The 21,702-nt window shown below is 31.3% G+C and carries 25 protein-coding genes and 1 riboswitch; of the genes, 9 read left to right on the top strand and 16 right to left on the bottom strand.

The annotated features are described in order from the left end of the window. The first annotated feature begins 7 nt into the window (after nt 1-7). From carB to Ollyesu_RS00725, 3 genes are all read left to right on the top strand, one after another. Nucleotides 8-2,863, top strand: coding sequence for a carbamoyl-phosphate synthase large subunit (gene carB / locus Ollyesu_RS00735; protein WP_279301906.1), 2,856 nt, complete (start codon nt 8-10; stop codon nt 2,861-2,863). Nucleotides 2,864-3,071: 208 nt separating this feature from the next. After that, nucleotides 3,072-3,560, top strand: coding sequence for an ankyrin repeat domain-containing protein (locus Ollyesu_RS00730; RefSeq protein ID WP_279301905.1), 489 nt, complete (start codon nt 3,072-3,074; stop codon nt 3,558-3,560). Between the two features lie 7 nt (nt 3,561-3,567). After that, nucleotides 3,568-4,359: a T9SS type A sorting domain-containing protein gene (locus Ollyesu_RS00725; RefSeq protein ID WP_279301904.1), complete on the top strand. Its 792-nt coding sequence runs from the start codon at nt 3,568-3,570 to the stop codon at nt 4,357-4,359. Between the two features lie 68 nt (nt 4,360-4,427). Here Ollyesu_RS00725 and Ollyesu_RS00720 read toward each other — a convergent pair whose 3' ends face one another. From Ollyesu_RS00720 to Ollyesu_RS00665, 12 genes are all read right to left on the bottom strand, one after another. Continuing rightward, entirely contained in the window at nt 4,428-4,982 is a 555-nt protein-coding gene (locus Ollyesu_RS00720; RefSeq protein WP_279301903.1) for a YceI family protein, read from the bottom strand. Nucleotides 4,983-5,022: 40 nt separating this feature from the next. Continuing rightward, a complete protein-coding gene (locus Ollyesu_RS00715; RefSeq protein ID WP_279301902.1) occupies nt 5,023-5,388 on the bottom strand; it encodes a hypothetical protein in 366 nt (121 codons plus the stop codon). Between the two features lie 11 nt (nt 5,389-5,399). Continuing rightward, nucleotides 5,400-6,245 (bottom strand): DUF5777 family beta-barrel protein, encoded by an 846-nt coding sequence (locus Ollyesu_RS00710; RefSeq protein WP_279301901.1) that lies wholly within the window; start codon nt 6,243-6,245, stop codon nt 5,400-5,402. Nucleotides 6,246-6,252: 7 nt separating this feature from the next. Further along, entirely contained in the window at nt 6,253-6,630 is a 378-nt protein-coding gene (locus Ollyesu_RS00705; RefSeq protein WP_279301900.1) for a hypothetical protein, read from the bottom strand. 71 nt (nt 6,631-6,701) lie between these two features. Next, nucleotides 6,702-7,259: an acyl-CoA thioesterase gene (locus Ollyesu_RS00700; RefSeq protein ID WP_279301899.1), complete on the bottom strand. Its 558-nt coding sequence runs from the start codon at nt 7,257-7,259 to the stop codon at nt 6,702-6,704. Beyond that, nucleotides 7,256-7,507, bottom strand: a complete 252-nt coding sequence (locus Ollyesu_RS00695; protein WP_279301898.1) for a hypothetical protein — start codon at nt 7,505-7,507, stop codon at nt 7,256-7,258. Before Ollyesu_RS00695 ends, Ollyesu_RS00700 begins: the two co-directional genes overlap by 4 nt. Next, on the bottom strand, nt 7,507-7,875 hold the full coding sequence (locus Ollyesu_RS00690) for a 6-phosphogluconate dehydrogenase (RefSeq protein ID WP_279301897.1): 369 nt from the start codon (nt 7,873-7,875) through the stop codon (nt 7,507-7,509). Before Ollyesu_RS00690 ends, Ollyesu_RS00695 begins: the two co-directional genes overlap by 1 nt. An 11-nt stretch (nt 7,876-7,886) precedes the next feature. Then, entirely contained in the window at nt 7,887-9,206 is a 1,320-nt protein-coding gene (gene rmuC, locus Ollyesu_RS00685; RefSeq protein WP_279301896.1) for a DNA recombination protein RmuC, read from the bottom strand. 76 nt (nt 9,207-9,282) lie between these two features. Further along, nucleotides 9,283-10,077 (bottom strand): ABC transporter ATP-binding protein, encoded by a 795-nt coding sequence (locus Ollyesu_RS00680; RefSeq protein WP_279301895.1) that lies wholly within the window; start codon nt 10,075-10,077, stop codon nt 9,283-9,285. Further along, nucleotides 10,070-10,723 (bottom strand): hypothetical protein, encoded by a 654-nt coding sequence (locus tag Ollyesu_RS00675; protein WP_279301894.1) that lies wholly within the window; start codon nt 10,721-10,723, stop codon nt 10,070-10,072. Before Ollyesu_RS00675 ends, Ollyesu_RS00680 begins: the two co-directional genes overlap by 8 nt. A gap of 12 nt (nt 10,724-10,735) precedes the next feature. Then, nucleotides 10,736-11,767: an iron ABC transporter permease gene (locus tag Ollyesu_RS00670; protein ID WP_279301893.1), complete on the bottom strand. Its 1,032-nt coding sequence runs from the start codon at nt 11,765-11,767 to the stop codon at nt 10,736-10,738. Then, complete coding sequence (locus Ollyesu_RS00665) at nt 11,764-12,909, bottom strand: ABC transporter substrate-binding protein (RefSeq protein WP_279301892.1); 1,146 nt, start codon at nt 12,907-12,909, stop codon at nt 11,764-11,766. Before Ollyesu_RS00665 ends, Ollyesu_RS00670 begins: the two co-directional genes overlap by 4 nt. 70 nt (nt 12,910-12,979) lie before the next feature. Next, nucleotides 12,980-13,201, top strand: a riboswitch (cobalamin riboswitch). Nucleotides 13,202-13,267: 66 nt separating this feature from the next. On the opposite strand from Ollyesu_RS00665, the gene Ollyesu_RS00660 reads away from it, so the two are divergent. Then, nucleotides 13,268-15,193, top strand: a complete 1,926-nt coding sequence (locus tag Ollyesu_RS00660) for a TonB-dependent receptor (protein ID WP_279301891.1) — start codon at nt 13,268-13,270, stop codon at nt 15,191-15,193. Nucleotides 15,194-15,234: 41 nt separating this feature from the next. Here the strand turns inward: Ollyesu_RS00660 and Ollyesu_RS00655 are convergent, their stop codons facing one another. Then, nucleotides 15,235-16,698 carry a S41 family peptidase gene (locus tag Ollyesu_RS00655; RefSeq protein WP_279301890.1) on the bottom strand — a complete coding sequence of 488 codons (1,464 nt, stop codon included), beginning with the start codon at nt 16,696-16,698 and terminating at the stop codon, nt 15,235-15,237. 107 nt (nt 16,699-16,805) lie between these two features. Between Ollyesu_RS00655 and Ollyesu_RS00650 the strand changes: the two genes are divergently transcribed. From Ollyesu_RS00650 to Ollyesu_RS00635, 4 genes are read left to right on the top strand one after another with little or no spacing between them, the layout of a single operon-like run. Beyond that, a complete protein-coding gene (locus Ollyesu_RS00650) occupies nt 16,806-17,315 on the top strand; it encodes a sigma-70 family RNA polymerase sigma factor (protein ID WP_279301889.1) in 510 nt (169 codons plus the stop codon). Continuing rightward, nucleotides 17,302-17,778 (top strand): hypothetical protein, encoded by a 477-nt coding sequence (locus Ollyesu_RS00645; protein WP_279301888.1) that lies wholly within the window; start codon nt 17,302-17,304, stop codon nt 17,776-17,778. Before Ollyesu_RS00650 ends, Ollyesu_RS00645 begins: the two co-directional genes overlap by 14 nt. Nucleotides 17,779-17,790: 12 nt before the next feature. Next, nucleotides 17,791-18,381, top strand: coding sequence for a DUF4252 domain-containing protein (locus Ollyesu_RS00640; RefSeq protein ID WP_279301887.1), 591 nt, complete (start codon nt 17,791-17,793; stop codon nt 18,379-18,381). Nucleotides 18,382-18,386: 5 nt separating this feature from the next. Then, nucleotides 18,387-18,929 (top strand): DUF4252 domain-containing protein, encoded by a 543-nt coding sequence (locus Ollyesu_RS00635; protein ID WP_279301886.1) that lies wholly within the window; start codon nt 18,387-18,389, stop codon nt 18,927-18,929. A 72-nt stretch (nt 18,930-19,001) separates the two neighbouring features. On the opposite strand, the gene Ollyesu_RS00630 is transcribed toward Ollyesu_RS00635, so the two are convergent. The 3 genes from Ollyesu_RS00630 to Ollyesu_RS00620 all read right to left on the bottom strand — a co-directional run bounded on the left by Ollyesu_RS00630 (nt 19,002) and on the right by Ollyesu_RS00620 (nt 21,187). Beyond that, complete coding sequence (locus tag Ollyesu_RS00630) at nt 19,002-19,187, bottom strand: hypothetical protein (protein WP_279301885.1); 186 nt, start codon at nt 19,185-19,187, stop codon at nt 19,002-19,004. A gap of 2 nt (nt 19,188-19,189) precedes the next feature. Then, the gene (gene purB, locus Ollyesu_RS00625; RefSeq protein ID WP_279301884.1) at nt 19,190-20,533 is read right to left on the bottom strand and encodes an adenylosuccinate lyase; all 1,344 of its coding nucleotides are present in this window, start codon (nt 20,531-20,533) and stop codon (nt 19,190-19,192) included. Nucleotides 20,534-20,620: 87 nt separating this feature from the next. Next, nucleotides 20,621-21,187: an adenylosuccinate lyase gene (locus Ollyesu_RS00620; RefSeq protein WP_279301883.1), complete on the bottom strand. Its 567-nt coding sequence runs from the start codon at nt 21,185-21,187 to the stop codon at nt 20,621-20,623. 36 nt (nt 21,188-21,223) lie between these two features. On the opposite strand from Ollyesu_RS00620, the gene Ollyesu_RS00615 reads away from it, so the two are divergent. Beyond that, nucleotides 21,224-21,697, top strand: a complete 474-nt coding sequence (locus Ollyesu_RS00615; RefSeq protein WP_279301882.1) for a heme-binding domain-containing protein — start codon at nt 21,224-21,226, stop codon at nt 21,695-21,697. Nucleotides 21,698-21,702 lie beyond the last annotated feature (5 nt).

Here is a 21,702-nt window from a genome sequence, read left to right as displayed (position 1 = left end):
ATAAAAAATGCCAAAAAATCCGAAGTTAAAATCTATCTTAATTATTGGTTCAGGTCCTATCGTTATTGGACAAGCATGTGAATTTGATTATTCTGGCTCACAAGCATTAAGATCTTTAAGAGAAGATGGAATAGAAACTATTTTAATTAATTCTAATCCAGCAACCATCATGACCGACCCAAGTATGGCAGATCATGTTTATTTATTACCTCTTAACACAAAATCGATTATAAAAATTTTAAAAGAACACCCTCAGATTGATGCTGTTTTACCGACTATGGGTGGACAAACAGCATTGAATTTATGTATTGAAGCTGGCGAAAAAGGAATTTGGGACGATTTTAATGTTCAGCAAATAGGTGTAGATATTGATGCTATTAATATTACTGAAGATAGAGAGAAGTTTAGAGAATTAATGGGACAAATTGGTGTGCCTATGGCGCCTCAAGCTACTGCAACTTCATTTTTAAAAGGAAAAGAAATTGCGCAAGAATTTGGTTTTCCATTATGTATTAGGGCGTCTTATACTTTAGGAGGAGCAGGTGCAGCAATTGTATATAATGAAGAAGATTTTGATGCTAATTTACGTAGAGGTTTAGAAATTTCTCCTATCCACGAAGTCATGATAGATAAGGCTATGATGGGTTGGAAAGAGTATGAGTTAGAATTACTTAGAGATAAAAACGATAACGTTGTCATCATTTGTTCGATAGAAAATATGGATCCAATGGGTATTCATACAGGAGATTCAATAACAGTTGCGCCAGCAATGACATTGTCTGATAAAACATACCAAAAAATGCGTGATATGGCTATACATATGATGCGTTCTATCGGAGATTTTGAAGGTGGATGTAATGTACAATTTGCAGTGTCACCAGATGAAAAAGAAGACATTATTGCTATTGAGATTAATCCACGTGTATCACGTTCTTCAGCATTAGCAAGTAAAGCAACAGGTTATCCAATTGCAAAAATTGCAACTAAATTGGCTATAGGTTATACTTTAGATGAATTAGATAACCAAATTACAAAATCGACATCTGCGTTATTTGAACCTACTTTAGATTATGTAATTGTTAAAATTCCACGTTGGAATTTTGATAAGTTTGAAGGTTCAGATAGAACTTTAGGACTGCAAATGAAAGCGGTAGGAGAGGTAATGGGAATTGGACGTTCTTTTCAAGAAGCCTTACACAAAGCAACGCAGTCTTTAGAGATCAAACGTAATGGTTTAGGTGCAGACGGAAAAGGGTATAAAGACTACAACCAAATTATAGATAAATTGACTAATGCGTCCTGGGATCGTGTTTTTGTTATTTATGATGCAATTGCAATGGGTATTCCGTTAAGTCAGATTTATGACATTACAAAAATTGATATGTGGTATTTAAAACAGTACGAAGAGTTATATCAATTAGAAAAAGAAATTTCAAAATATACAATAGATACACTTGATAGAGAATTGTTGCTAGAGGCCAAACAAAAAGGATATGGAGACCGACAAATAGCGCATATGCTAAGCTGTTTAGAAAGCCAAGTATATAATAAACGTGAAGAATTAAACATACAACGTGTATATAAATTAGTAGATACTTGTGCAGCAGAGTTTAAAGCGCAAACACCATATTACTACTCTACATTTGAAAATGTTATAGAAACTAAAACTGGAGAGATCATTACTGATAATGAAAGTAAAGTATCCGATAAGAAAAAAATTATAGTTTTAGGCTCTGGTCCAAATAGAATTGGTCAAGGTATCGAGTTTGATTATTGTTGTGTTCATGGTGTTTATGCAGCACAAGAGTGTGGTTACGAAACCATCATGATTAATTGTAATCCAGAAACAGTATCAACCGATTTTGATACCGCAGATAAACTCTATTTTGAACCTGTTTTTTGGGAACATATCTATGATATAATTCGTCATGAAAAACCAGAAGGAGTCATTGTGCAATTAGGAGGGCAAACTGCATTAAAACTTGCCGAAAAATTAGACAGATACGGAATTAAAATTATAGGAACATCATACGAAGCACTAGACATTGCAGAAGATAGAGGACGTTTTTCTTCAATGTTAAAAGACAATAACATACCATATCCAGAATTTGGTATTGCTGAATCGGCTGATGAAGCTTTAGCTTTAGCTGACGAATTAAATTTTCCAATTTTAGTAAGACCATCATATGTATTAGGAGGTCAAGGCATGAAAATTGTTATCAATAAAGAAGAATTGATAGCACATGTTGTAGATTTATTACGAGGTATGCCTGGTAATAAATTACTATTAGACCATTACTTAGATGGCGCAATTGAAGCTGAAGCTGATGCAATTTGTGATGCAGACGGAAATGTCTACATCATTGGTATAATGGAACATATTGAACCATGTGGTGTGCATTCAGGAGACTCTAACGCTACCTTACCAGCATTTAATTTAGGTGATTTGATTATGCAGCAAATTAAAGATCATACGCATACTATTGCTAGAGAATTAAAAACGGTTGGTTTAATAAACATTCAATTTGCTATTAAGGATGATACAGTCTATATAATAGAAGCCAATCCGAGAGCTTCTAGAACTGTACCTTTTATAGCTAAAGCGTATAAAGAACCTTATGTAAACTTTGCAACTAAAGTGATGCTAGGTCAAAATAAAGTAACTGATTTTAAATTTAATCCTCAGTTAAAAGGATACGCAATAAAACAGCCTGTATTTTCATTTAATAAATTTCCTAATGTAGATAAAACTTTAGGCCCAGAAATGAAATCTACAGGAGAAAGTATCTTATTTATAGAAAGTCTTAAAGAAGACGAATTTTACGATTTATATTCAAGACGTAAAATGTATTTAAGTAAATAACATAACATTCACAAACATAATAAAAGCTCCAATTTGGAGCTTTTTTTGTTTTTTTAACTTAAGCTAATTGGTTTAAAATGCGGTTTTTATTAAAAAAAATGCTAAATTTACTATAGATAATTACCTAGGAAAGTACCTTATGATACTGAAAATTGCTTTTTTTTCTATTACAAATCTCGCTAAAGCATTATTGCTTAGCACATTGTTAATGTGTTCATTTTTGAGTTTTGCACAATCAGATATTTTTGAAATAAGTAGAAATGGAACTCTAGAAGACATTGAGGCCATATATAAGCAAGACAAGCAATCTATAAATCAAAAAAATGATCAAGGCTATACACCATTAACTTTAGCCTGTTATAATGGGAATGAAGTAATTGCCAATTTTTTAGCGGGAAAAGTTGATGATATTAATGGTAATAGTAATTATGGTACGCCTTTAATGGCAGCTGTATACAAAGGTTATGATAAAATAGTAGCTATATTGTTACAGCATAACGCTAACCCAAATATTCAAGATACACAAGGTGGAACTGCAATGCATTATGCCGTATTGTTTAAAAAATATGATATTATAAAATTACTTGTAGACGCTGATGCTGATTTTAATATTGAAAATAATGCAAATAAATCTGCTTTAGATTTTGCTATTAGCTACAAAGATGAAAAGTTAAATGAATTATTAAACATTAAATAGATTGACTATGAGAAAAATTACTTTATTACTTTTTTTAATAACAGCTCCATTTGCGTTTGCGCAAACTTGGAGTACTGGAACAGTGACCTTAGACTCAGATTTTACTGTACAGTTTGATATTACTTCTAGTACTGTTACTATGACCATGATAGGTCCAAGTAACAGATGGTTAGGTGTAGCTTTGACAAATACTAATTACTCTGGAGGAGGTTCAATGGGACAGTTTAGCGGAGATGATACTGTCATTTACGTTAGTAATTCACTATCTGATAGGTTTATGCCATCAGGTAATGGTACACCAAATACTGATGCAACTCAAAATTGGTCAGTAAGCTCTAATACTGTTTCTGGATCTGTTAGAACTATAGTAGGTACTCGAGCGAGAGATACTGGCGACAGTAACGACTTTGTGTTTCCAGCTAGTGATGACAATTTTGTAATTGTTTGGGCTAAAGGTGGAGCAAATTCTGAAAATGCTTTAGCTTATCATTCTGGTGGTAGAAATGCAACAATGGCATCTACAACATTAAGTGTTCCTACGTTTGAAGATACGTTAACATCTATACAAATTTACCCTAATCCAGCATCTACAACTTTAAATATAGAGGTGCCAACTCAATTTGAAGACGGTTTAACAATTGAAGTTTACGATGTGTTAGGAAAGAGAGTGTTGTTACAAACAATTAATCAATTAAATACAAGTTTATCAATCTCTGCATGGAATGATGGTGTGTATTTAATGAAGATATCATCACTTAAAGATGGCAAGTCTGTAACCAAGCGATTTGTGAAAATTTAGACTTACTTTAATTTAGTAGAAATAAAAAAGCCTTAACAAATCTGTTAAGGCTTTTTTATATCATAAAACTATTTCTTTTTTAATATAAAGTTAAAGGCAACGTCTACTGTTTTAGATAATTTATTGCTTACCACTTTAGGTATTTCAATATTAAAATCGTCAACGTTAACACTAAAAGTTCCTGATAAGACTATTTGACCTTCTTCATTTTTAGATACACTTATAGGTAAATCTTTTAAAGTTTTAGTTTTACCATGAAACTCTAAAGTACCTGAGTATAACATTTCTTTATTAGTATTATCTAATGTTTCAAAATCAAAGCCACTAATTTTACCTTTAAAATTAGCTTTTGGATAGGTGTCAGATTCGGCATAATTTTCATTAAAATGCTCTTCCATTAAAGCATTTTTAAACCTGAATGCTTTTACAAAAACCAATGCAGCAAATTCGCCATTTTCAGTATTTAAGATAACGGTCGTAGCTTGGTTTTTGGCTTTAACTTCTTCAAAAGAAGGAACTGAGGCTTCAAAAGTAATTTCACCTGTTTTGGTCAAATACTTATCTTGAGCAATGCTTGATATACTTAAAAAACAAGCCATTATAAACGTTAATACTATTTTCATTTTTTTCTAGTTTTTTTAATTATTGCAAATAGCTTGCCAATTAATTTTCTAATAAACCATCATCAATCCATTGTTGAAATAAATCAATAGAAGCTTGTGGTAGTCTTGGAGCACCTAAAGGCATTGCTCCACCTTCACCAGATTGTAATGAAATACGGTTTAATACAGTATTTGCCTGATTAGAAACGTCTTGAAAAGTCATTAAACTGTTTGGTGCACCATTAACTGGAGGGTTACTATGACAACTAGTACAATTGTTATCCATAATAGATTTAATATCTGCTGTGTAAGTTACTTTTTGCCCTTCTGGAATAGGTGTAGTGTCAATTAAATCGTCTTCACTATTATTAGAGCAACTAAAAATAGTTAGACTTACAAAAGTTATTATTAAGGTTATCTTTTTCATGTTAAAATGTTTTAAAATCGTCTGCTTAAGTTAAACCCAAAGTAAATATCGCCATCGCTCCAATCTCCTGTTGCTTGACCTAAAAAACCATTAGTATTCATTGCTTGTGCATTGGTAAAATGCATTTGGAAGACGTGCCCACCTGTTTCTAAATCTATACCAATAGATAGTGGATTTTTAAAAGGAGAAGTACTGGATCTATTTAAATGCCAACCATAATCAGCATTTAAACTCCAACGTTTACCTAGTTTATAACGTGTTCCCATTCCTAAAGCAAATTGTGTATTGTCTTGATTGTTGTCTAATACAAAATTATCATGAAACAAAGTTGGTGCCAATTCTAAAGACAAGTTTGTGCTAACTTTTCTAGCTATTAATAATTGAGCAGTATAACCCATTCTGTCTTTAAATTCTAGTTTTGGATAATTTGCTTTGTCTAAAGCTGTATTGATTAAAATAGAATTGTATCCAACAATTGTAAACGGAAATCCATTGTCTTGTTGTTGAGCTAATCTATATTTTATAGCGCTTTCATATATTTTTTGAAAGCTACTTCTAGACACACTAATATTAATAGCATCACTTAAACCGTAAATAAAATTTAATCGTGTGACTGCATCATCTAAACCGAAAAAAGTATCTAATCCATTTTTTAGACTCCCAAATCGATGCGCTACAACAAAAGTAAATTCTTTATCTGCAACTAGTTTAGTCGATTCAAAATTGACAATTTTTAAACCTTTGAATGTGGCTGTAGCATAATTGTCTGTAACTTCTGTATCAATTTCATTTAATAAATCATCCTGAGCTAAACTAAAAAAAGGGAAGCAAAAGATTAGTAATAAAAGTTGTTTCATCATGTAGTTATTTTATAATGGTGCATTGGTCTAGTTTGACTTCTTCTAATAAATCGTCAAACCCAATACAGCGTCCTTTTACAGTTACTGTTGTATTTAATGCTACTTTAGTTGGATTAGAAAGCGTGCAAAATATGGCGTTATCTAAGGTTACAGAATTAGCATCCTTTGCTGTTATTGTACCTGTAACTTCAATGGTTTTGTTTAAATACTTATCTTGAGTTGTAGAGACATCCTTAATAAAATCTTTAACTAAGTTTGATGCAGTTACATTGTATTTAGCAGTTTCTTCACTAATGTTTCTGTGGTCTTGATAGATGTAGTTATAGGCTATTACTGCGCCAATTGCTAGAATACCAAGGAGTATAAGAAGTTTCTTTTTCATGATATTTTTAATTTCCTTGGAAACTAATTTACAATTTTTTTTTGAAAATTACTTCACGTTAAGTAGTGAAATTAATAATTATCAGGTAAATCTATTCTAACTTTGTGAGATTTTAGGATAGGTAGGTAGTCAATATGCGAAAAGTCTTGGTGGTTAAATTCGTACTGACGTTGTTGTTTTGTTTCAATACGTTTTAACGCTTTTAAAAAACGTATCACTTCAATTTTATCGTTTAAAATAAGTCCAGGTACTTCTACAGATTGTCCATGATCATCTTTTGCAACCATAGTAAAGTAAGACGAGTTACAATGCTTGATAATACCAGTCTGTATATTTTCTGCTTCCACACGAATTCCCACAACCATAGACGTATTACCAACAAAATTAACTGAAGCTTTCATAGTCACCAGCTCGCCAACTTCAATAGGTTTTAAAAAATCCACTGTATCGACACTTGCAGTGACACAATAGGTTTTAGAATGTTTTGAAGCACAAGCAAATGCAATTTGATCCATGAGGTTTAAAATATAACCACCATGAATTTTTCCACTAAAATTAGAGTGGGACGGTAGCATTAATTCTGAAATACTAATTCTGGATGCATCTACTTTTATATAGGACTTACTCATAGTTTTTGTTGTTGAATGTAGTATTCGATGTCTTTTTTTCTTTGAAAACCTATAATTATTATTATAATTCCAAATAAGATTGAACCAATAGTAATAAAATTATTTAACTCCTCACGTTGACTAAATTTTCCAGGTTCAATTAAGGTATCTAAACCAAAAGATACTAATCCAGCTCCAGCCAAAAATATATAAATATACCTAGCTCTTAACATCCATTTGTATATTATGTTTTGAGTGGATTCTTTCATTAATAATTACCTCTTGGTTCTCTATCTTTTTCTTCTACTTTAGTAATAAAGTATTTGGTGTCACCTAACCAAAAAAAAGAGGCATAACGCTCAAAATAGGTCAGTTTTACAAAACGACCTTGTAATCTGTTTAAATCTTCAATCACTTGTGTTTCATTACCTTCAACAGAGAATTTAAAGATTTGTGCTTCAGACACACCTTGACTAATTTCTCCTTCCCATGTTTTAAAAACGACTCCTTTTTTACTGAATTTTACCAACTCACCAGCTCTTACACCTTCGCTATAAGTTACAAAATAAATAAAGCAGAAATATGCAATTACTATTAATAATATTGCTACTAGAGATTTTACTAGAAATTTTATCATGTTGTTATGTTTTAGTCTTCAGATTCAGCACGTTTTATAATACTCTCTGGTAATGATTTTTTAGCTTTAGCACCTAGTTTTTTAATCTTCTCAACGCTTCTTATTAAGTTACCTCTTCCCTCTACTAATTTATTCATTGCTGAAGAATAGTCTCTTTTAGCATCATCAATTTTTTTACCAACACCAGTCAAGTCTGCTACTAAGCCTTCGAATTTATCATATAATGCACCAGCTTGACGCGCAATTTCTATGGCGTTTTGTTGTTGCTTTTCGTTGTTCCACATGCTATCTACCGTTCTTAGAGTGGCTAAAAGTGTAGCAGGTGTTACTATGACAATGTTTTTTTCAAATGCTTTATTGTATATAGAATTATCTTGATTGATGGCTACTGCAAACGCAGGTTCTATAGGTATAAAAAGTAAAACAAAATCTGGACTTTCTATATCGTATAAGTCTTGATAGTTTTTGTCTGCAAGTTGCTCGACGTGTTTTCTGATAGAATTGATGTGAGCTTTTAAAAACAACTCTCTGTCATGGTCTTCTGCATTGACATAACGCTCATAATCGGTTAATGATACTTTAGAATCAATAATCATTTTCTTGTTATCTGGTAAATGTAATACCACATCTGGTAATACTCTTGTACCATCTTCGCGCGTGAAGTTTTGCTGTACAAAATATTCACGGTCTTTTTCTAAACCAGATTTTTCTAGAACACGCTCCAGCACCAATTCGCCCCAATTTCCTTGCATTTTGCTATCACCTTTCAAGGCTCTGGTTAAGTTGGTAGCTTCTTTAGTCATTTGTTGGTTAAGATCTTTTAGTCCTAACAATTGTTCTTTTAAAGCACTATGCATGCTAATACTTTCCTTTTGTGTATCATCCACTTTTTTTTCGAAAATTTGAATTTTCTCTTGTAGTGGATTCAGGATGTTTTTGATATTTTCTTTATTCTGAAGGGTAAATTTCTCTGTTTTTTCGTCTAAAATTTTAGTAGCTAATAATTCAAAATCTTTACGAAGTTGTTCTTGACGTAATTCTAACTCTTCATCACGTTTTAAGTTGAGTTGTTGTAGATTTTCAAACTCAGTATTTTTTCTGGCTAATTCTGCATTTAAAAAGTCTTTTTCTCGTCTTATATCTTCACGTTCAGATTCTGTTTTTGCAAGGTTTCTTTTAAGTGATTCTATAGACAATCCCATTTGATTTTGACGTTCCTCCAAAGTACTTTGCTGACTTTTACTTTTTAATTTTGTAATTAGTATACCTAAATAAGCACCAATAATTGCAGCTATTACAATAGAAATAATAAGTATGATATTGTCGTTCATTTAAAACAATTGAATTTTATCAAATATATAAATATAAAGTTGCAAGATGAAAGTAGTAAGTCAAAAAGTTAGAGTATTATTTTCTAACTCTAAAACTCCCAGTTTTGTCATCAAAAACAATCATATCTTTTGGGAACAAATTGTTGAAAGCACCTTCTTCAATCAATTGACAAGGCGCATTGCTTACAATTCCATCCTTTGACATCACAATCATACTGTCACATAATTGAATGGCTAAGTCAATTTCATGTGAAGAAAATAAGATGGTTTTATTGGTCTCTTTAGTTAGTTTTTGTAACAATTTTAGGATATAAGCCTTGTGGTACATATCTAAATGCGTCGTAGGCTCGTCTAAAATTATTAAGTCAGTATCTTGTGCCAATGCACGAGCTATCATAACTTTTTGGAGTTGACCATCGCTAAGCTCGAAGCATTTTTTATGCTTCAATACTTCAATATTAGTTTGAAGTATTGCAGTATTGATAATTGAAACATCATTATCTGATAAGTTACCAACCCAATTAGTATAGGGTTGTCTACCTAATGCAACAACCTCAAAAACGGTTAGATTTTTTGAAGCTAATGGTTCAGTTAATACCAGACTTAGTGTTTTTGCTAATTCAAGATTTGTGTAATCTTTTATGTCTTTATTGTTTAAAATAATTGTTCCTTGCAAAGGATGTTGAACCTTAGTGAGTGTCCTTAATAAAGTAGATTTGCCAATACCATTACCACCAACCAATCCGATTAACTCTCCCTTTTGTAATGAAATGTTGATGTTGGAAGCAACAATAATGTCCTCTCTTTTAGAGGAATAACCTATGTTTAGATTATTGGTTTTTAGGATGGTATGTTGGTTATTGTTATTCATTTTTATTTTTTTCTGACCACTTTTCGTTTCGTTGTTCATTATCATTTAGTGATAAAAAATATACAGCTATAATAAATTGATTATCAAAATTATTTAAATCTATAGAATTAATATTTTGAAATAAATAATTACTAAACCTAGCAATATGATAATCACCACTATCTTCCATACTTTTTAAACATACTTCTGCAAAAGAATTAGTTTTACTAAGTTCTTTTAGATAATTTTTGAAATTATTAAGTTCATGGTTTGGACAAATACTTATAAAACTCTCGCTCTCGATTCTTTTTTTTCTGAAAGATTTACAGAAAACCCATAATTCATTAAATGAAGATTTAGAAATTAACGTATATAATTCCTTTTGTTTTTTAAAATCTATTTTTTTAATTAATGCTATAATATCATTGTTGATTAACTCATCTATTAATAACTGAAGTTCTTTTTTATAATTTGACTTATTATTATTTAATGCTTGAGAAATAAAGAAGTTATTTATTTTGTTGAAGTCTTGTATTTGATCCTCTGTAAAATGATTTTTTAGAGTTTCACTAGTGTTATTTTCTTTACATGAAGAAATTAATGTCGTAATAATAACCAATAAGCTTAATATTAAATAGTAAGATATCTCTTTTCTAATCTCTTTCATCTTTTTTCTACTTTAAAACACCATTTTACGTTGTCTTACCAATAGCCAAACCACTATTGGAGCACCAAATAAAGAAGTAATAGCATTTATAGGTAACATATAATCCGTATTTGGTAACTGTGCTATACTATCGCAAATAAGCATAATTATAGCGCCAAATAAAAATACTGCTGGTAATAATACTTTATGGTTGGACGTATTAAACACTTGACGTGTCACATGTGGAATGGCTAAACCGATAAACGCGATAGGTCCAGCAAATGCAGTAATGGTTCCTGCTAAAAGGCTTGTTGCTATTATGATTAACAATCGACTTTGTTTGATGTTTAATCCTAAACTTTTAGCATAATTTTCACCTAACAACAAAGTGTTTAATCCTTTTATGGATAGTATACAAAACAAGATACCAATACTAAAAATTAACCCAAAAATTTTAACTTCAGACCAATCTAAATCGCCTAAACTTCCAAATCCCCAAAAAATGTATTGTTGTAATTGTTCTGCACTACTAAAGTAGGAGAGTACGCTTACTATTGCTGCAGTAATACTACCAAACATTAATCCTATAATTAGAATAGCCATAGTATCTCTAACTTTAGAAGACACTATTAGCACCAATAGTAAGACTAAAAAACTACCTAAACTAGCAGCTATTACTAAGCTCCATTTTGAGACTAAAAACGTCGCTAAAAACCCACCAAAAATACTACTGCCTAAAATGACTAAAGCAACACCAAGACTAGCTCCAGAAGTAATCCCTAAAACAAAAGGACCAGCTAAAGGATTACGAAATAACGTTTGCATTAATAACCCAGAAATCCCCAAACCAGAACCTACTAAAATAGCTGTTATGGCTTTGGGTAAACGGTAATTTTGTATAATATATTCGTGATTAGATAACTGATCTGTTTTAGTGAAAAAACTACTAAAAATAGTATCTAAAGAGATTGACACAGAACCTAAACTAATATTAACAACAAATAATACTAATAGCAAAACTGCTAATAATACAAAAGAAGTGTTATAGGATTTAGTATTAATCACTGTAAGGGTTTAAAAAAGTAAGGTTGGTAATCTGTTAATAATTCTGGATGACAAATTTTAATGATGTCTTTTAATACTAAGTCTGGTCTTGCTAAACCTAATTCATAATATAAGACACCACCTGTTTGACCTGTTGTATTAGAAAAGGTGTAGATATTATTATTTTTAAACGCATCAAATTGGGCGTAATGTTGGTTAGCCTCTTTTAGCGCATCCATAGTAGTATAGTAAGATGGACTTAACCAAATATCTGTAGTTTTGGCTTTTTCAAAAACCGACTCGAAGCTTAGTGCTAAACTACCTTCTCCTGTAGTGTCTGCATACAAATAATTAACATTAGCATCTTTTAAAAGCTGTGCTTCTGTACTTGTTCCGTTAGGTAAATACCAGACATCTTTATGCATGGCTCCACTAAGTACTGTGGGTTGTTTAGTTACTTGTTTGGCAAGTGCTTTTGCTTTGTTATAATTGGTTTCAATGGTTTTAAAAATAGAATCAGCTTTTTTTTCTTTATTGTAAAGTACTCCAAAAAACTTAATCCATTCTGCTTTAGCTAAAGGGGATTTTTCTACCCAATCTCCATTAAAAATTACAGGAATCCCAGATTTTTGAACAGTATTTAACGATTTGTTATTTCCGTCAATACCAAAACCAACGACTACATCTGGTTTTAATTCTAGTAAAACCTCAGTGTTTAATCCTTCATTTTTTCCTAATTCTCTAACCTGTCCTTGGTCAATGTTTTTTCTAATGGATTCTGAAGAAATATAGTCTGTTCCTGGAAAACCGACTAAAGAATTTTCAACCCCTAATAGTTCTAAAGCTGGAAGATGTGTAGTGGATGTCGTGACTATTTTTTGGATTGGTGTTACGATTATACCATCATATTCACCTTTCATAAAACTAGTTTTTGCTAATTCTTCTCTGGATATTAAAACGTATTTATAATCTTTATCTGCTTTAGGCCAAGGATTGCTAACCGTTATAACTTTAAAATTTCCAGAATTGTAAATTGTAAATCCTTCAGCATATATATTTGTTTTTTGAACTTTATCTAATGGTGGAAGTTGTACAGACATACCTTTATCTTCTTTACAAGACATTAGTATTAGCGTAATACATATTAATACAATCTTTTTCAAAATGAATGATTTAGAATTTCAAAAATAAGATTATTTAATCTTTTATAAATAACATTAAACAAATAAGGTTACATTTGCACCGAATTTAGGTTTCATTCAAGCTTACTTGAATGGATTAAAAGGGAATCTGGTTAAAATCCAGAACTGTTCCCGCAACTGTAAGTTAATGTTCAATCATATTGAACTCCTTTTTACAAGGCTATTATTTGCTCTTAAAACCACTGGCTTTTTGCTGGGAAGGTAGAATAATAGAAAACAAGTCAGGAGACCTGCCAAATTCAAACAAATAAGTCAAACTTTCGGGATAAAAGTTTACGTATGATAATCCATGCGATTCTCGAGTAATTAGTAATTAAAAATGAACAAAAAAAAGGTTCTGACTACGCTATGTATTGTAGCTAGTAGTTTTGTTTTTGCACAAGAGCAAGACAACAATCAAAGTGTGACGTTATTAGATGAAGTCACCATTACAGACTCGCGTTTTGAGTTAAAACGTGAAAATTCTGGTAAAACAGTTGTTAAAATTTCTGATGAAGAATTACAGCAACATGCAGACAAAACCGTTGCACAAATCATTAATACCAAATCAGGAATTAATATTGTAGGAAGCAACAGTCAAGCTGGACAACCATTGACAACTAGTGTTAGAGGTGGACAAAACCGCCAGGTTTTAGTTTTGATAGATGGTGTTGCAGTTAATGATGCCTCACTAATTGAAAATAATTTTGATTTACAATTATTATCATTAAGTCAAATTGAAGAGATTGAAATTTTAAAAGGTGCATCCAGTGCTTTATATGGTAATAGAGCCAGTACTGCTGTAATAAATATTACCTTAAAAAAAGCAAAAAAAGGTTCAGTAAACGCTACATTTTCTTCATTTTTAGGTACTAACAAAGCTGCAAACGATTCTAACTTTGCTATTGAAGATTTTACAAATTCTGTTGGAATAAATGGTCGTGCAAATAACTTTAATTACTTGGTTAATTTTAGTAATAGATTTACTGATGGTTTATCTGCTGTAAGAGAAATAGAAGGTGCAGAAGCTAATGATAGTGACAGGTTTTCTAAAATTAATACCAATGTCAAACTTGGTTACGATTTTTCTGAACATTTTGTACTGAATACAATGTTTAGTCACGATAAGTATAACACACAATATGATGGTGGTTTCTTTTTTATAGACGAAAACAATGTCTCTAAAAACGAACAACTTAGAGTCTCTGTTTCACCTAAATATAGCTACAACAATGGTAGCGTAACTGTAAATGCAGCTTTAACAACAGTAGATCGCGAGTTTCAATCTGATTTTCCAGCAACTTTTGATGCTAAAACGTTAAGTGTAGATGCGTTTAATAAGTATGCGTTTAGCGATAAGTTGTATACTGTTTTAGGTGTAAACGTCGTTAAAAACGAAATGAATAACCCAAGCCCATTTAGCCCAATCATGGCAGACGAAGCAAATGACCAAATAGTTGATCCTTATGCTAGTGTGACGTATTTAACAGATTTTGGTTTTAATCTCAATGCAGGTTTACGATTAAATAATCATAGCGAATATGGTAGTAATATTGTTTATAATATTAATCCATCGTACGTTTTTAAATTAAAAGAGAATGCTTCATTAAAATTGTTAGCATCTTATAGTACTGCTTATGTCACACCAAGTTTATACCAATTGTTTGTACCTGGTTTTGGAAATGCCAACCTTGAAGCACAAGAAGACACAACTATTGAAGCTGGATTAGGTTTTGCATTACATGATAACCTGAGATTAAGTGCTGTATATTTTAATAGAAATCAAGATAACTACATTGATTATGTGACTACAGATTTTGTAACCTTTGCTGGAGAATATCAAAATATAAATGAAGACTTTAAAGTACAAGGCGTAGAGGTAGAGTTAAGCTACAAGCCTATAGCCTCATTAGATTTTAATGCAAACTATACGTTTACTGAAAGACAAGATAATATTATTTTTAGAGTTCCAAAACAAAAAGTAAATGCTAGTTTAGGGTATCAAATTTGCCAAAGTACTAATGCTAATATAAGCTACCAATTTAATAGCGATAGAGTATCTCCTTTTTTTGAAGACGATTTTGTAACTAATCGTACGTTAGAGAGTTACAGTTTAGTTAATTTATCACTAAACCATAACGTGTTAAATAATAAAATGACTTTGTTTGTTAGTGTTAACAACCTTTTTGATGAAGATTATGAAGAGTTGTACAGATTTTCAACCCTTGGTCGAAACTTTAAGTTTGGGTTTCAATTAAATTTATAATCTAAAATAAGCCTCTAATTAATTTAGAGGCTTTTTTAATTTTATTTTATAAGAGTTGGAATATCTTCCGTTTCCAAATACATATTATCTTTTGTTAGTGTATGGAAATTTGAATGGTCTATGTTATAAAATGATGCATTAGGTTCAGTAGCCAAACCAAATCGACCATTTCCAGTAATGTGTTGAATGGCTCTAGCTAAAAGTGGCTCGTTTTGGTCACCTAAAACACCAAAGTTTTCAATGTCTTCCAATACTTCAAAGTCAGGAGTTAGCCCATTTTCATATTGATAAAAACCATTTGCATTTTCATTTTTACCAACTAAAGGTTGCATAGCCCAAGTGTGGTTTGGATTAATACCGCCAGAACAACCACTAATATTTAAATAAGAACAATCTGGATTGTCATACAATGTAATCGAAAATTCATTTTTACCTCTTGTAGTATTACCAATATGGATTAATTCACTAACATAGGGTTCTAATCCATTAATAAGCAACTCGCTAGCAGATGCAGAGGACTGTTGCGCTAAGATGTAAACTTTATTTAAATTTAGACTATTAATTGTTGTTCCATCTGGTAATTGATTTGCAAAATATCTACTAACTTCTTCTTCAGTAAATACTGCTTGTATTTTATCATTCCAACGCTGTCTTAAAAATAAAGCAGTTGCTGGTTCTCCAGCAATCATACTTGCTAAGTGTATTGCGGAATTTACGCTACCACCAGGATTATATCTAAGGTCAACTACTAAGTCTTGCACACCTTCAGCAAAAAAGTTAGCAAAAACATCATTAAGTTGTTGGTCGTAATTACTAGTAAAACGGTTATACATTAAATAACCAACCTTAATACCATCTACAGTAAATGTATTGGCAATAAATATTGGGTTTTCTTCATACACTTGTTTAGTAAGTGTTACTGTTTCTCCTGTCAATACTAAATTGTCGTTAGCGTCAATCTCTGCTAAACCTATAGTATAAGTATCACTACTAGAAAACAATAAACTTAAGTAGTTATTCTGTGTAAGTTGTGTACCATTAACAGTTAAGAAAATATCTCCTCGCTCTAATATACTATCAGATGCACTGGTATTAGGTAATATATATTGAACAATACCTCCAAAAGTAGTCTGTGATGCAACAGTTATTGTACCAACTCCAAAGGACATTCCGTTATTTTTAGTGACACCATTTAGAGTATTATTTAGTGCAAAATAATCATCTACAATCCAACTAAAACGGTCTTCTGGAGATAATAAGGCTTCAAAAAGCGCATCAGGTGATTCGTAACTATTTAAAAAGTCCGTGTATTCAGTACTGTTAGCAAATCTATCATCCGTTAAATCTGTTACCGTTTGTTGCCAAAAGTACCATTGGTTTAAACCTTTCCAAACAAAATCTTTGATATCGGTTTCAGAAATAGCGTTATCATCTATATCTTCAAAACAACTGGTAAAAGTTACAGAAACTACAAGCAGGATGGTGTATATCCATGTCTTTTTCATAAGCTAAAAGAATTTTTTTTAATAAAAGTACTTACTTTATTCTATATTGAAAATAAATTGTAACAAATTTAATAGTTGCTCGTCGTAATAGAAACCAACAAACCAAAATGACACAGTCGGAGTTTTTAAACATTGTAATGCCTTTTAAAGATAAGGTCTTTCGTTTAGCGAAGCGATTACTTGTGTCGCGTGAAGAAGCAGAAGATGCGACGCAAGAAGTATTATTAAAATTATGGAATAATAAGAGTAAAATAGAAAATTATAAAAACGTTGAAGCGTTTTCTATGACTATGACTAAAAACTTTTGTTTGGATAAGTTAAAATCTAAACAATCTCAAAATTTAAAAATTGTACATAGTAATTATAAAGACCACAACGTCGCATTACAAAAGCAAGTAGAATTAAATGATAGTATGCAATGGGTAGCTAAAATCATTGAAGAGTTACCAGAACAACAAAAATTGGTTGTTCAATTAAGAGATATTGAACAGTATAATTTTGATGAAATAGCAAAAATGTTAGACATGAATCCTACAGCTGTTAGAGTCGCATTATCAAGAGCAAGAAAAGTAATAAGAGAAAAATTAACTAAAACACATAATTATGGTGTTAAATAATATAGAAGACTTACTAGAAAAGTACGAAAACGGAGAAACCACTCTAAAAGAAGAAGCACAGTTAAAAGACTATTTTTCGCAAGATACTGTAGCACCACATTTAGAGCATTACAAAGCTATTTTTGGATATTTTTTGGTAAACCAACAAGAGACTTTTACTAAAGACGTGCCACTAAACACTAAAAAGTCATTTAATTTCAGGTGGTTAAGCGTCGCAGCTGTAGCAGTTTTAATGGTTGGTATATATTTTAATTTACCTTCTAAAGACAATGACATTACAGAAGCAGATCGATTGGCTTACAATCAGGCAAAATCTTACCTAGAGTTGGTGTCTAAAACACTTAATAAAGGGACTGCTCAAGTTAATTATTTAGGAGTCATGAACAAAGCTGGCATGCATGTTGACTATTTAAAAGAAATGGAAAACCCAATTGGCCGAATTTTAAAAATTAATAACCAATAAAACAATAAGACAATGAAAACTTTAAATATTAATACAATGAAAAAACAAGCAATACTATTAGTAATGGCAATTTTAATGTTGCCTTTAACCGCTATGGCTCAAGATATATTTGAAAAATATAGTGATGATGACAATGTTACCTACGTCTCTATAAAACCTAAAATGTTTCAAATGTTAGCTAAAATGGATATTGATACAGATGATCCTGAAGCTAAAGCCTATTTAGATATGGTAAATAGTATTACCAGTTTTAAAACTATGGCTACAGACGATAAAACCATAGCTAAAGATATTACAAAATGGGTAACATCACGTACTGCATCTTTAGAAGAATTAATGGAGGTTAAAGATAATGGCGTGGTCATGAAGTTTTATGTAAAGCAAGGTAAAGACGATGACCATATTAGCGAGTTACTAATGTTTATTAATGGCTTGGATGCTGTAATGAAAGATTCTGAAATTAAAATAAATGGTGAAAATCGCTCTATTGAAACCGTTGTTATTTCTTTAACTGGAGACATCGACTTAAATCAGATTTCTAAATTGACTCAAAAAATGAATCTTCCAGGTGGAGAGGAATTAGAGAAGAAAAGCAAAAAATAAGCATTATGAAAATGTCAATTAAATTTGTTTTCACACTGTTTTGCTTATCACTTGTTTTAGTGAGTTGTAAAGACGAAAACTCTATACAAACTTATTTTGTAGACCATCAAGAATTACCTGAGTTTACCTCGTTTGATGTATCCGCAAAGCTAGTTGATTTTTCTAATGCTAATCTAACAGAAGAAGAGAAAGATGCTTACGAGTCCATTAGAAAATTAGATATTTTAGCTTACAGAGTTAACGACAAGAATAAAGATAAGTATCAGCTTGAATTAAATAAAGCTAAAACGGTTTTAAATAATAAAAAGTATGAAGAGTTGATGGAGTTTAAAGACAATGGTGTTAACGTCAAAATAAGCACTATTGGTGATAACGATACTGTTGACGAGTTTTTAGTACTTGCAAGCTCAAAAGAAGTGGGTTTTACTGTTATTAGAGTTTTAGGTGATGACATGAAACCCGAAGAGTTGATTAAATTGACTAATAAACTGCAAAATGCAGATGTTGATCAAGGACAACTTAATAATCTTATGGATTTTTTTAAATAATAATCTATAGTTTAATGTGAATGTTAAAGGCTTATCCAATGGATAAGCCTTTTTTTATTTTTTGAATTTTTCTTACAAATTGTCGTTGTCATTAACGTCTGGACTTTTATTCATAAAAAGATTGACAATAATGATAACATAAATAATAACAACAAACCCTATGTAATATGGATTACTTAAAAACCCTGTCACACCTCCTATAAAAAAGAGAAGCAAGGTTATACCACAAAGTGCTATTGCTGTATTATCGTTAAACATATTTAAATTCCTGTATAATTACTAGGTGATATAGCTTTTAATTCGGTTTTAATAGCATCACTAACCTCTAAGGTATCAATAAAATTTGAAATAGACGTTTTATTAATTGCTTCGTTGGTTCTTGTTAATCCTTTTAAGGCTTCATATGGATTTGGATAAGCTTCACGTCTTAAAATGGTTTGTATGGCTTCTGCGACTACTGCCCAATTATTGTCTAAATCTTGTTCAAATTTGGTTTCATTTAGTAATAACTTACCTAAACCTTTTTGTGTAGATTTAAAACCAATCAAAGTATGTCCAAAAGGGACACCAACATTACGCAGTACTGTACTATCAGTTAAGTCACGTTGTAATCTCGATATTGGTAATTTAGCAGATAAATGTTCAAAGATAGCATTAGCTAGACCTAAATTACCTTCCGAGTTTTCAAAATCTATTGGGTTAACTTTGTGTGGCATGGCACTACTACCAACTTCACCTTTTTTAATTTTTTGTTTAAAATAATCCATGGACACATAGGTCCATATGTCTCTATCTAAATCTATAATAATGGTATTAATGCGTTTTAAGCAATCAAATAACGCAGCCATATGGTCATAATGTTCTATTTGTGTAGTAGGAAAGGAGTGTTGCAATCCCAATTGTTCTTGTACAAAAGTGCTTCCAAACGTTTTCCAATCAATATTTGGATAGGCTACTTTATGAGCATTAAAATTTCCTGTAGCACCACCAAATTTTGCAGCACTTGGTATATCATTTAATAAATTAAATTGCTCTTCAAGTCTTACAACAAAGACTTCAATCTCTTTACCTAATCTGGTTGGAGATGCTGGTTGACCATGGGTTCTGGCCAACATTGGGATATCTTTCCATTCTTCTGCAAGACGCTTTAATTCTTTTAAAATATTAAAATATTCTGGGACATAAATATCATTCATGGCATCCTTGATGCTTAAAGGAATTGCAGTGTTATTTATATCCTGAGAGGTTAATCCAAAGTGGATAAATTCTTTATAGTCACTTAAACCTAAAGCATCAAATTGTTCTTTAATAAAATACTCAACTGCTTTAACATCATGGTTGGTTACTTTCTCAATGTCTTTGATGGCTTGTGCGTTTTTAGATGTAAACGATTGGTAAATGTCTCGTAAGTCTTCAAATTTACTGTTATCTACACCTTTTAGCTGAGGTAAAGGGATTTCGCATAATGCAATAAAGTATTCAATTTCTACTAAAACACGATATTTAATAAGTGCTTCTTCAGAGAAAAAGGCTTGCAGTTTTTCAATTTTATTGCGGTAACGACCATCAATTGGTGAGATGGCATTTAGTTGGTTTAAAGACATAAAAAGGTTGTTTTTTAACAAGCCATAAAGATAGTTTTTTTAAAGGGAAGACTAAAACAATCCGCTTTAAGAATTCAACAAAATGGACTACTTTTTTTTGATTTTTTTCAAGATATGCCTTGCTCTAGCTTTAAAAGCTGCGCTTTGTGTATGAAAATCGCGTTCTAAGATTAAAATCAACTCTGGATAGATCCAATCATAATCTTTTCCAAATAGGTATAAGGTGTTCATACCATAAGCTTTAGGTGCCACTTTCACATCATTAATCATATAATCAAAACAGAGTTCTACAATTTTTTCATGATGTTTAGGGAGTAATGCCTGTTTAAGTTTTGAAGGCTCTTTTCCATAGTAAGCTTTTGCAAGATATTCACAAATTTTTGCGACAGGTCTTTCAGCAGAATCTAAATGAACTTTATTCATATGTTCTGTAAATTGGTCTAAATGTGGAATGATAGCTTCTAGATTCTCGCCACACATAAATTCTAAAATCCATGCTGCACGAGGAGAGATTTTATCATCTACCATAAATAAAATATCTAAAACCTTAGGAATTAAACTAGTATCTGCTAATAAAAGATTGGCATAATGCAAACGTTTTTCTCGCGAATGATTAACGTAATTTAATTCTTGATATAGCGTGTTAGAAGTCAAAGATTTTAGTATTTTTAAAATCTAAAAATAGTTAAAATGAAAATAATTAAAAAAATAGGGTTGGCTTTATTAATCGTTTTTATTGTTGCTCAATTTTTTTCACCTGAAAAAAATGAAGGGAATACAGAGGATTTGACAGCATTTTTAGCTGAAACAACGCCTTCAGATGAGGTGAAAACTATTTTAAAATCAACCTGTTTTGATTGTCATAGTAGTCAAACAAAATACCCTTGGTATAATAAGATAACTCCAGTTAATTATTGGTTAGCTGGTCATGTAGAAGATGGTAAAAAGCATTTAAATTTTTCTAAATGGGCTGATTATTCTGTAAAGCGAAAAGACCATAAGTTTGAAGAAATTGCAGAAGAAGTAGTTGACAAAAAAATGCCTCTACCAAGTTATACTTGGACCCATGGAGATGCCAATCTAACAGATGCACAGATACAAGCTATTGTGGATTGGGTTGGACAGGTTAGAGCTGATTACGCATTAGCGCCTAGAGCAGAATAAAATTA

This window comes from Olleya sp. YS, from assembly GCF_029760915.1.
In the GTDB taxonomy this organism is placed as follows: domain Bacteria; phylum Bacteroidota; class Bacteroidia; order Flavobacteriales; family Flavobacteriaceae; genus Olleya.
Note: the sequence above shows the minus strand (reverse complement) of the source record. Positions and strands in the feature narration are given on the sequence as shown.